General features: G+C 57.9%; 10 protein-coding genes. 6 read left to right on the forward strand and 4 right to left on the reverse strand.

Annotation, left to right across the window (positions count from 1 at the left end):
* Positions 1–143: 143 nt before the first annotated feature.
* From truA to IE099_RS15085, 4 genes are all read right to left on the reverse strand, one after another.
* Positions 144–896: a tRNA pseudouridine(38-40) synthase TruA gene (gene truA / locus IE099_RS15070; RefSeq protein ID WP_189571507.1), complete on the reverse strand. Its 753-nt coding sequence runs from the start codon at positions 894–896 to the stop codon at positions 144–146.
* 156 nt (positions 897–1,052) lie between these two features.
* Entirely contained in the window at positions 1,053–1,808 is a 756-nt protein-coding gene (locus tag IE099_RS15075) for an FKBP-type peptidyl-prolyl cis-trans isomerase (protein WP_189571510.1), read from the reverse strand.
* Between the two features lie 1,087 nt (positions 1,809–2,895).
* Entirely contained in the window at positions 2,896–3,696 is an 801-nt protein-coding gene (locus IE099_RS15080; RefSeq protein ID WP_189571512.1) for a M23 family metallopeptidase, read from the reverse strand.
* A complete protein-coding gene (locus tag IE099_RS15085) occupies positions 3,697–5,097 on the reverse strand; it encodes an OmpA family protein (RefSeq protein WP_189571516.1) in 1,401 nt (466 codons plus the stop codon).
* A 164-nt stretch (positions 5,098–5,261) separates the two neighbouring features.
* On the opposite strand from IE099_RS15085, the gene IE099_RS15090 reads away from it, so the two are divergent.
* From IE099_RS15090 to IE099_RS15115, 6 genes are all read left to right on the forward strand, one after another.
* Complete coding sequence (locus tag IE099_RS15090; protein ID WP_189571521.1) at positions 5,262–5,789, forward strand: PH domain-containing protein; 528 nt, start codon at positions 5,262–5,264, stop codon at positions 5,787–5,789.
* A gap of 120 nt (positions 5,790–5,909) precedes the next feature.
* A complete protein-coding gene (locus IE099_RS15095) occupies positions 5,910–8,426 on the forward strand; it encodes an FtsK/SpoIIIE family DNA translocase (RefSeq protein ID WP_189571524.1) in 2,517 nt (838 codons plus the stop codon).
* A gap of 256 nt (positions 8,427–8,682) precedes the next feature.
* On the forward strand, positions 8,683–9,000 hold the full coding sequence (locus tag IE099_RS15100; protein ID WP_189571527.1) for a hypothetical protein: 318 nt from the start codon (positions 8,683–8,685) through the stop codon (positions 8,998–9,000).
* A gap of 24 nt (positions 9,001–9,024) precedes the next feature.
* Complete coding sequence (locus IE099_RS15105) at positions 9,025–9,303, forward strand: hypothetical protein (protein ID WP_189571530.1); 279 nt, start codon at positions 9,025–9,027, stop codon at positions 9,301–9,303.
* Between the two features lie 144 nt (positions 9,304–9,447).
* A complete protein-coding gene (gene selD, locus IE099_RS15110; RefSeq protein ID WP_377047573.1) occupies positions 9,448–10,500 on the forward strand; it encodes a selenide, water dikinase SelD in 1,053 nt (350 codons plus the stop codon).
* Positions 10,501–10,907: 407 nt separating this feature from the next.
* Positions 10,908–11,693, forward strand: a complete 786-nt coding sequence (locus tag IE099_RS15115; RefSeq protein ID WP_189571536.1) for a PEP-CTERM sorting domain-containing protein — start codon at positions 10,908–10,910, stop codon at positions 11,691–11,693.
* Positions 11,694–11,759: the final 66 nt, after the last annotated feature.

Here is an 11,759-nt window from a genome sequence, read left to right on the forward strand (position 1 = left end):
CAAGCAGATACCACGTTGGAGGGACTCTTCAGCGAGCCTCCCGCGTTCCCAACAGCCGGGGTGAAAGGATGCCAACACGAGATTGCCTTGCTCCCGGCGGAGGGAAGAAAAAGTAGCTAGACTGTTAGATTGGGAACGTTCGGCTAATAGCTGACCTGTAGCAGAGTCAAGCCATCCGCCGGGGCGCAGAGGGGCGGCTTGCGGCCCTCGCTATTGGTGTCGTCCAGCAGGTCGCTGACCTCGTCGAGGCGCAGGCGGCCTTGGGAGGCTTGCACGGCGGAGCCGGTGAGCATGCGGACCATTTTGTAGAGAAAGCCATTCCCGACAAAGGTCAGGAGGTAGCCATCGGGCGTGGTCTCGAAGTCGCTGCGCGAGATGGTGCGGCAATAGTCGGTGTCGGCGGTTTCGTTGCCGCGCTTGGCGCAAAGATTGCGAAAGTCGTGCTCGCCGAGATAGAGCGCGAGGGCTTCTTCCAGGGTTACGGGATCGAGTTGGCGGGGAAGGTGCCAGGCCAAGCCCGCATCCAGGGGAGGGAGAACGGGGGCGAGGGACAGGCGGTATTGATAGGTCTTTTCCTTGGCCGAAAAACGGGCGTGAAAGTCCGGGGCCGTCTCCTCGCAATCCATCACCCGAATGGTGGACGGGAGTTTGGAGTTGAGGGCGGGCAGATAGTTGAAGGGGTTCATCGACGAGGTTTCGGGCGCGTCGAAGTGAACGACCTGACCGAGAGCGTGAACTCCCGCATCCGTCCGACCGGCGTGGTGAACCCGAATCGGCTCCTTGACGACCTCGGCCAAAGCGGCCTCCAGCCTATCCTGCACCGTGTTGCCATTGGGCTGGGTGGCGTAACCGGCAAAGGGGCGCCCGTCATAGGCGATGGTCAACTTGAGGCGCATGGTGGGAAAAACCTAATGTTCAAAAACTCAAAAACCAAAGTCTGAAGACTCGGTTCCAGATAGCTTGGGAGTCGAAGGAACCCCAAAAAACTCCAGAGCATTCGTTAGAAGAATTTTGTTCATTCTGTCCAAACACTCCGAAGCATTAAAAGCCAACTACTTGATTTCTAGTAGTTCGACATCGAAGACGAGGGTGCCGCCGGGAGCGCCGTTGCCGGGGTTTTCGCCATAGGCGAGATCGGCGGGGATCCAGAAGCGACGCTTTTCTCCTTCGACCATGAGCTGAACGCCTTCGGTCCAACCTTTGATGACTCCGTTGAGGGGGAATGAAATGGATTCGCCGCGCGCGACGGAGCTGTCGAAGAGCTCGCCATCGGTGGTCCAGCCGGAATAGTGAACTTCGACCAGAGAGGTGGCGGAGGGATTCTTGGAGCCGGTTCCTTTTTGCAAAACGCGGGACTTGAGGCCGGAAGCGGTGGTCTCGGCATCGGCGGGAGCGGCGGCGACATCCTCGGGGGTCTTGGGAGGCTCGGGAGCTTTCTTGAACTCGAAGAGTTCGACGTCGAAGACCAGCATGCCACCGGGGCGACCACCGCCGGGGTTTTCGCCATAGGCGAGTTCGGCAGGAATCCAGAAGCGGCGCTTTTCGCCCGCCACCATGAGTTGAAGGCCTTCGGTCCAGCCTTTGATCACCCGGTTGAGAGGAAAGCTGATGGTCTGTCCGCGCTCGACGGAGCTATCGAAGAGTTTTCCGTCTGTGGTCCAGCCGGAGTAGTGAACGGTCACGGTATCGGCGGCGCCGGGCTTTTCGGAGCCGGTGCCCGCGGTGAGGACTTTGGAAGCGAGGCCGGAAGAGGTCTTTTCGGCATCGGCGGGTGCGGCGGCTACGTCGGAGGGTACTTCGAGTTTCATGATTTTGGGCAGCCAAGCTCAGGGAAGACCGCCCGCAGTGCAACCCGAAAGACAATCAAGAGCTTGAGGGGCGAGGGAGCTCTTTTGGTCCTCGGCCGTCGTTCCCGAGAAAGCCATTCGAACTCGTGGAAATGCATGCGGGCCGAGGGCGATCTTTTGGAGTGCGCGCAGCTTGCTGCCGCTTTGGGGTGGATGGGTTCGTTCTTTGAAGTGCACGGGAAGAGCAAAGCTTGCTTGCTCGACCTAGGGGTTACTTCGAATTTGGGAGTGGAGGTGGTCGAAGGGCGGGGTGAGCGGGCTTTTTCCATTAGCCGTCACCGGGTGAGGCTCGAGGACGCTAAGGGGCTTCGAGGTTTCAGAGAACCGGGGCAGTGGGGCGAGTGGGGGCACTCGCGGTCCTTTTATCAAAAAGGCCCTACCGGAGCATGGACATTCCTGTCCATGGGCAGAGCCCCGGGGTGTCAGAGGTTTTGGGAGGGACGGATTTGGTGCGGACGGACCGTGCCAGGGACAGGAATGTCCCTGCTCCATCGGGAGGGCTGTTTTGACAAAACAGCCGCGGATGTTCGGGGAAGGTCCCCGGGCCTCCGGCCGTTGTCCGCGAGAGAACCCTTCGAATATTCCTGACCATCCGCGGTCCCTTTATCAAAGGGACCCTACCGGAGCATGGACATTTCTGTCCATGGGCAGAGCCCCGGGGTGTCAGAGGTTTTGAGAGGGACGGATTTGGTGCGGACGGACCGTGCCAGGGACAGGAATGTCCCTGCTCCGTTGGTAGGGCTGTTTTGCCAAAACAGCCGCGAATGTTCGGGGAAGGTCCCCAGGCCTCCGGCCGTTGTCCGCGAGAGAACCCTTCGAATATTCCTGACCATTCGCGGTCCCTTTGTCAAAGGGACCCTACCGCGCGGGTTTCTTTAGAATGGAGATGGTTGAAGGGCTGGGTGAGCGGGCTTTTTTCCATCAGCCGTCACCGGGTGAGGCTCGGGGGCGCTAAGGGGCTTCGAGGTTTCAGAGAGCCGGGGCAGTGGGGCGAGTGGGGGCACTCGCGGTCCTTTGGGGTTTGGGGACCTCCGGTCCGTCCTTTTTCCTAGAAGCCGGTGGGGAAGGGGAGATTCTCTCTTTGAATCTCCTGCACGATTTCGCTGACAGAGGGGCCGAGGTTCGTGGGGTCGGTGGGGCGGAGGGACTCCACTGTTTCGATTGGGTTCAATCGGTTTGTTCGGTAGTTCATGTAGCCCTGACCAAGGCTGACGCCGTCGGCTTCATGAATCTCGAAGTGCAGGTGAGCGAGGTATTGTCCTCCAGCGTTGCCCACGCGACCGATTTGCTGTCCGCGCACAACTGGTTCGTCGAGGGGAACCTCGATGGTGGCGAGGTGGGCATACATGGATTGGATGAGCCGTCCATCCGGCAGGCGGTGGGCGATGAGAATGGTTTTTCCCCAACTGGGATCGGGTTCGCCGGCGTAGATGACGAGACCGTTGCCGATGGCATAGACGGGGTCGTTGAGGTCGCTGTTTTGCCCACCGATTCCGTTGAGGTCATCACCGGTGTGACGGCCTCCGCGGCTCGCATTCATCTCCCAAAAAGGCTGGGCATTGTAAGTCAAAGCCCCGTTGGCGCTGCCCATGGGGTAGTCCAGACGGCTGGCGACTGGCACGCGGAAGAGGTCGATGCCGGTGAGTATTTCGATGCGCGGGTCGAAGCTTGGGACCTTCCAGCCATCTTCGAATTCACGGGGCTCGCCATCGGGTGCGTCGGCATCCTGGGCGGTGCGCAGGCTGCGGATGGTGGGTCGCTCGGTCTCCCGCTGGCCCCAGATGGCGTAGGCCAGAAAGGTCGCGGCGAGAACCACGACGGCGATGGTGAGACCGTGGCGAATCTTCATCTAGTTGCCAAAGTCGAGATAGATTTCGGTGCGTCGGTTTGCGCGGCGTCCCTCGGGATTGTCTTCTCCGGTCTCGGTCTCGTTGGGTCGGCGGGGTCGGCTTTCACCCTCGGCGACCAAAATGATTTGGCTGGCTTCCACGCCTTGCTCGATCAGGTAATTGCGCACGGCGGCGGCCCGCTTGGCGGAGAGCTCGCGATTGTATTCGTCGCTGCCCAAGGCATCGGCGTGTCCGCTGAGGGTCAGCTTGCGATTGGGGTCGGTGCGCAGGACGTCGGAGACGATGGCCAATTGGCGCTGGGTGCGGGGGGCGAGAGTCTCCTCATCGAAGCCAAAGAAAATCACGAGGGTCTCGCCGCCTTTGGGATTGGGGACGAGCGGGGTGTAATAGACATCGCCGCCAGCCACGCGGGTGGCGTAATCAGCGAGGAGGGAGTCGAGGTTGATCTCGGTGACTTTCCACGGGTCGGTGGGCTTTTCCCGCATCAGGTTGACTCCGAACTGAGCAGGCTTGTCGACCTCGCTGGTGAGCACGTTGGCGAGGAAGCCGGCCGTGGTTTCGCGGTTGAACATGGCCCGCAGAGGCTTGTCGGGATTGAGGCGGTATTTGCCTTCTTCGAAGAGAATGCACATCGCGGCAATCTTGGCGTCGGAGACCATCTCGGTGTTGGCAAAGGACTTGGCTTTGGAGAAATTCTGCGAGAGAGCGGCCTGGAGAAAGGAGTCGCTGACGGAGAGCGAGTCTTCCTCCGCCGGGGTCAGGGCAGGTCCTTTTTCGTCGACGGCAGGCGAACCTCCCGGAGCAGGTTGGCCCTCGGGAGTGGTGGCTGGCATATCGGCGAGGGCGGCTTCGGGCAGACGAACCTTGTCCACCGACCATTGGCCGTTGGCTCCCCGCGTCATGTCGAGGAAAAGGGGCTCGGCCCCGTCCTCCCACTCCAGCGCGAAACGCTTGCGGCGGTTGATTTCCAGCTCGCCCACTTCGCGCACTTGCTTCAGGCGAAAGCCGTTTTCGCCCGCCATCGCTTGCAGGCGTTTGAGGGCCTCGGGGGAGACCCCGGCACCTACTCCACCGAGTGCGGAGGAAGCGCGGTCGAGGTCGCCGGTTTCCATAATCTTCGCCACCGTGGCGGCCACGTCTTCGGGGCGAACAGCTTCCACGCGGACATTGAGATTTTCGAGAATCTCGGCTGAAGTTTCTTCGATTCCAGAGGCGGGCAGGGTGGTGGAATCGGCGGGTTGTTGGGTCACCTTGGGCTGCTCGGCAGGAGGTGCGATGGGGGTGGGGGATTCTTTCGCCCCGAAGAGAATGTAGTAAAGTCCTCCCCCGGCGATTCCGAGCACTAGGAGGATTGCTGCGACCAGCGGCAACCAATTCCGTTCTTCTTCCTCGTAGTCCATGGATGCTATTTACCCCGCAATTGGTCCGGTCGCAATCGCAATACGGTCCTTCGCGCCGCTATCTTGTTCTGTAAAAAGGAGATCCGCGGGTAAGAATCGGGTCTTCCAATTTTGGACAACTCTTGCAATCGACCTGAGGGCCGGGAAGAGCTATTGATCATCTCGTGGAAACGAACGAAATCAACGAAGACGAAGATATCATCTGGCGTGGGCATCCCTCGCAGCTTCTTAATCTAGGCACTCACGTCGTCTGTGTCTTGCTGGCGGCCGGGATTGTGGTGGGGGCGATTCTTTCGGGGATTTTGCCTTTGATGGCCTTGGCCTTGGTGCCGTTGGCTTGGGCGTTTTGGAAGTATCTCACCATTCGCTGCCGGGTTTTCGAGCTCACGAGCGAGCGATTGCGTCTTTATGAAGGCGTTCTCAACCAGGAGATCGGGGAGGTGGAGCTTTACCGTGTGAAGGACACCAACTTGATTCGTCCCTTTTGGCTGCGGGTCTTTGGCCTGGCCACGATCAAGGCCGATACCTCGGACCGTTCCCATCCCATCGTTGATTTGGAAGCGATTAAGGACGGGGTCAAGGTGCGCGAGCTGCTTCGCAAGCAAGTGGAGAAGCTTCGTGACAAGAAGCGCGTTCGCGAGGTCGACTTCGACGGTTCGGGCGATGGAGATGAGCTGGAGTTTGAGAGCTAGGGCTGCTCTGGCTAAGGGTGAAGAAAATCTCGCGATTTTTTCCCCTCAAATGGCTTGGGTGACTTTTAGTTAAACAAACTTGAATTTTAATTTAAATGAGGGGAGTCTTGGGGCCGCCCCATGGCTCGTCCTAAAAACAAATCCAAACGCAAAGCCCCCGCCAACGAACGCGTCTCCCGCAATGCGTGGGGTTTCGGACTGATTGCGCTGGGGTTTTTGCTCCTGCTTTCCCTTATCTCCTACAGTCATAGTGACTTGGAGAACTTGCCTTTCTTCAATCGTTGGTCGGTGGAGACCACGGGGGGAAAGGCTGGAACCCAGAATTTAGTCGGGCCGATTGGGGCCATCTTGGGCTGTTTGCAGTTCCAGTTCTTTGGTGCGGCGGCTTGGTTTATTCCTCTGGGTGTGGCTTGGTTGGGGTTTCGTCGTCTCAAATTGGAAGGTCAATTCGGTTGGCGGACTTGGGCTGGGTTCTCAGTTTTCCTCGTGAGTGCGGCTTGTTTGGCTGGTGTTCTGGGATGGTGGGACAACTGGGCGGCCCGCAACGTGATTCCCGGCAAGGCGGGCGGAATCATCGGTTACTACATCGGGTTGGGGGTCTTTTATAAGCTACTCAATCTGGGCTCGGTGATTGTGCTGGGCTTCATCTATCTCACCAGTTTGGTGCTCTTCTTGGGGCTGCATCCGGTTTCGTTCTTTAAAGAGACTTACGCTCACGCGGTTGCCCTCTGGGAGGCCAAGCGGGGCAGTGCCCCTTCCAGTCGCTCGGTCGCTCCTGCCCGCAAATCGCCTGCGCGCAAAAAGTCTCAACCCAAGCCCAAGCCGGTGGTGGAGGAAGAAGAGTGGGAGGAAGAAGAATACGAAGAGGAGGAAGCCGCAGTCGAAGTCGAGGAGGACGGACAGGTTGCCCTCCCGCTGCGTCAGGTTCCCGAGCCCAAGATCGTCGACGGTGCCCAGCGACGCGGGCCCGATGCCAATTTGGCGCGTCCTTTCGAACGCAAAAAGAAGGAGCACACCACGATTTCCACTGATGGCTTCGAGGACTACGAGCTGCCAGGCTTTGACTTGCTCGATTACGATTCCGACGCCGCCGAGCCCGTCGAAAGCAATCACGACGAACTCTACGCCACCCAGCAGACCATCATCGAGACTCTGCGCGCCTTCAACGTGGAGGTCACCGCAGGCGACATCACGCGTGGTCCTACCATCACCCGCTATGAGATCTATCCGTCGCTGGGATTGCGGGTCTCCAAGATTGCCGCGCTCGAGTCCGACTTGGCGCGGGCGACCTGTGCCGAGCGCATCAACATTCTCGCCCCCGTGCCGGGCAAAGACACCGTCGGGATCGAGATCGCGAATGACAATCGCGTCCCAGTCGCCTTACGCGAACTTTTGCAGGATCCCGAGTTCCGGTCTTCCAAGAAGAAGATCCCGCTCGCGCTGGGGAAAGATGTCTACGGCAACGCCGTCATTGGCGACCTTGCCGCCATGCCCCACCTGCTGGTTGCAGGGGCAACGGGTTCCGGTAAGTCGGTTTGTATCAACTCCATCATTGCCTCCATTCTTTACAAGTTCAGCCCGGACGAGCTGCGTTTCATCATGGTCGACCCCAAGGTGGTGGAGATGCAGATGTATAACAAGTTGCCCCACCTCGTGGTGCCGGTGGTGACTGATCCTCGCAAGGTGATTGGAGCCCTGAAGTGGACCGTTGATGAGATGGAGCGCCGCTATAAGATTTTTGCGAAGCTGGGAGTGCGGAACTTTGACTCCTTCAACAATCGTCCCCGTCCCGAAGTGGAGGAGGCGACCGAGGAGCTGGAGCTCGCGCAAGATCCCGATGCCGAAGGCGAAGAAGAAGAGGAATTGGTTGATGCCGAGCACCTCGAGTCCATTGCCCGCGCGCTGGAAGATGGCGACCTGGGACCCATGGACATGGATGGGGAAGATGACGACGAGCGCATCGAGGAAGACGCCATCCCCGACCGTATGCCCTACATCGTGGTCATCGTGGACGAGCTCGCCGACCTCATGCAGACCGCTCCGGCTGATGTCGAGTCCGCCATTGCGCGGATTGCGCAGAAGGCCCGGGCTGCTGGAATCCACCTCATCATCGCGACCCAGACACCGCGTGCGGACGTGGTCACGGGTATTATCAAAGCCAACATCCCATCCCGCATCGCCTTCCAGGTCTCGTCCGCGCTCGACTCGCGCGTGATTCTCGATTCCAAGGGAGCGGAGAAGCTGGTGGGCAAGGGCGACATGCTCTTCCTGCCGCCCGGATCGGCCAAGCTCGAGCGTTCGCAGGGTGCCTTTGTCTCCGACGAAGAGGTGGAAGACATTGTCGACTTCTGCTCCAACCAGACCGAGCAGCGCTTTGAAAAGAGTATTCAGGACACCATCAATTCCGGTGGTGCCAGCGACAGCGGCGATGACGATGTCTCCGATGAGGATGAAGAAATCATCACCCGGTGCATCGACGTCATCATGACCGAGAATAAAGCGAGCACCTCGCTCCTCCAGCGTCGCCTGCGCCTCGGTTACACCAAGGCCGCCCGCATGATGGATATCATGGAAGGACGCGGCATCATCGGACCAGCCGACGGAGCCAAGCCGCGTGATATTCTGATTCGCCAGTAGCCTATTCTTTTTGCCGAGTCCTGAGTCGATAGAGTTTTGCGAGAACCTAGCTCGAGCAAAGAGTTGAATGCATATCTCTCTTTGCTGAACAAGTCGCCGAACGGGCTCGACGGGTGAACGAAGTCAGAAGCCCAATTTCTCGGGGAATCGTTGTAATGTCGGTCGTTCGGAGTGCTTTTGCGGTCGGCTTGAAGTCTTGTTCAAACCCCGAAACTTTTCAGTTTCTGACCATCGCACTTTGCAGTAAGGTCCGCCCATGGCTATCGAAGAGCAGCGTAAAGTGGTAAGTCCTTGGGCGGAGACAACGGCGGACGTGGGTTCGGCCGTTCTGGGGGCTGCAGTCGGAATCATTGTTGGAGATCTGATCAAGGAAGAAGCTCGTAAGCCTGTTGCCTTCATCGTCGCCTGTCTGGGAGTGGCGGCTATCGTTCCCGCTGCTGTTGACGGAGTGCGCGAAGTGGTTGCGGGTCCCAATACTCGTCGCGGGGTCAAGCGCACCTTGCGCTCCATCCGTGATGCCGGGGCGAGCACTCGCGAGGACTTGGTCAGCGAAGATGAGCTCTTCGTGGGCTAGGAGGTCACGAACAACGAGCACGAGATGCGATTCTTCGAAGAACTCGAGTTTGCGCATCTCGCCCAGACCCGGGGTGAACGATTCATCATACGCCTGGTGGAAATGTATGCCCGTTGGCGGGATAGCTCCTTGGTCGTCGCGGGGCTTTGGATGCTAATTTTCATCTTTGGCGGCAAAGATGTCCCTCTCTTTTTCGCCACATTGGCCATGGTTTCTTTTTTCAGCCTTTTTCTGAGTCAGATTTGTCACACCGTGGTGAAGATTTGGCGCAGGCAGGACGAAGCGAATGGGAACGGAGTTTAAGCAGATGTTAGAAGCAAAGGAGCCGGCGGGTCTGCGGGCCGTTGGTTGGGGCTTGGTTTCCCGTCGAAGGGCTCTCGCGACTTGTTGGGCCAAGCAGCTTTTATCGATTGCGGGTTCGGCTGGGAGGTTTACCCTCTCGGCATCATGAGTCGCGAGGATATCAAACGCCTGACCGAACTCTCATCCTGTGCTGGATGAGCGTCGAAGCTTTCCCAAGCGGATCTGACGCAAGTTTTGCGTGGTCTGGCTAATATCAATGACCCCAATTTGCTGGTCGGTTCCACCTCTTCGGATGACGCGGCGGTCTATCGTTTGTCCGATAGCCAAGCCCTCGTGCAGACCCTCGACTTCTTCACCCCCATCGTCGACGATCCTTATCAATTTGGCCAAATCGCGGCCGCCAACTCGCTCTCCGATGTCTACGCCATGGGGGGGCGGCCCATTACCGCGATGAATATTGTGGCGGTGCCCACCGACGAGATTTCCTTGGAAACTGTGAACGCCATCCTGCGTGGCGGGGCTGACAAGGTGGCGGAGGCAAATTGTGTGCTCGCCGGTGGCCATACTGTCCAGAACCCCGAGCCGCTTTATGGACTTTCGGTGACGGGCCTCGTGCATCCCGAGAAAGTGATTTCCAACGCGGGTGGACGGGAGGGGGATGTCCTCCTTCTGACAAAACCACTGGGGACCGGAATTCTCTCCACTGCGGTTAAGCGTGGGCTGGAAATTGGTGACCTGGAAGCAAGGGCGGCCAAGTTGATGGCCAGCCTCAATACCCCCGGAACCCCGGTGGCGGAGGCCGGTCTGACCACTTGTGGCACAGATGTGACCGGATTCGGTCTCTTGGGTCATCTTTTGGGAATCTGCCGGGAGTCGGGAGTGACCGCCCACCTGGATTCCAGCGCCATCCCGGCCATCGACTCGCGAGTTCTTTCCCTCATTGCGGAAGGTTGCGTCCCGGGAGGAACACGCAAGAATCTGGCAACTGCCGAGCCCCAGGTTTCGTTTGGTGCGGATGTTAGCGATGAGATGAAGATTCTCCTGGCTGATGCTCAGACCTCCGGAGGGCTCCTCTTGGCTATTGCCCCGGATAAGCTCTCTCAAGCGGAAGATATTCTGCATGAGGCAGGCGCTCCGATCGTGGTTCAGATTGGAAGCTTGCAGAGTCAGCAAGGTTCCAATGTGATCGTGAGCTGAATTTTTTTTGGAACTGAGAGCGGTCCTTCATTACCACTTTTTCGGCTGAGCAAACTACCGATTTCCCTCAAGATGGAATCTCGTCGCTCGATTGGATGATGATCAGGTTGGCTTCTTTTGAAGAGAATTCGTTGTGAATTATCTCTCTTATATACAAAGAGATAGAGAGATTGGAGCCCTTTCCCGAGCCACTCAAAAATAGGTATCCATGATTGGGTTGAGTGGAAGCGGAAAATTCGCTAAGACATGGTCACATTTTTTGTAAGTGTTTTGTAATAAAACCAATAATTAAGATGTCCGTAATTTCCGTCTTGCCTGAGGAATGCAACTTGGTGCACTATCGAACCCGATAACTCCTAGGAGTTATCACTGTTCAATTTCACCCTTAGTTTACCCCCTTATCCCCCATGTGTTCCCGCGTTCAAAAGGGAGTCCAGAGACCCGCTCTCTGGCCTCTCAATCGAAGTGTATTAGCTTGTCTTCTACCCGCTGTTTTCGCTCTTTCGACAGCTCAAGCGCAATCTGCCACCGTCCAGATTGATTGGGGGACATCCACGGTCGCGCAAAAAATCATTACCAGTACTGGGGCGCCAATCAGCCAGCCCGAGTTTTCCATTGAGCTGGGAGCCTTCGCATTGGGTTTTACTCCGACGGCTTCGAATTACAGTGAGTGGGTCAACAATTGGATGGTTTTTGATGCCGTGACCTCCCCGGATACGGATACCAGCGGTGCGGGAGGGACTCAAGCCGATGCCTTTATTTCGGTGGGAGTGAACTCACGATTTGTCGGAACCGGGTTTCTGGAAACCGGACAGACCTCGACTTCAGAAGACTCCAATGGCACCGACGTTTTCGCTGCCGGAGAACAGGCGTATGTTTTTATTAGGAACTCCGATACTCCTGATGAGAATGCCGAGTGGCTACTCTACACCAGTTCAGTGGACAACTCCTGGGAGTTCCCACAGGCCGAAGGGGGCCAATCCCAATTCCCTGCCACCTGGTATGTGTCCGAAGCGGACCAAGCCATCTGGGGTGCGGTCAATGGGACGGTAACTGGCGGGGGACCTCACACGGATACGAGCACTGACTTTGTGCTTCGAACCCATACTTTTGTTCCCGAGCCGAGCTCGTTCTTCCTTTTATTCATTGGTCTCGGTGCCTCTTTGACAAGGCGTAGCAGGTCTCTTGCCTAGTGCCGATCGCAGCGAGTTCGAACTGCCTTTTCATCGAGTTCGCGAACCCTCTTTTCCCCCTCCCTT

This window comes from Roseibacillus persicicus (assembly GCF_014651675.1).
Classification (GTDB): Bacteria; Verrucomicrobiota; Verrucomicrobiia; order Verrucomicrobiales; family Akkermansiaceae; genus Roseibacillus; species Roseibacillus persicicus.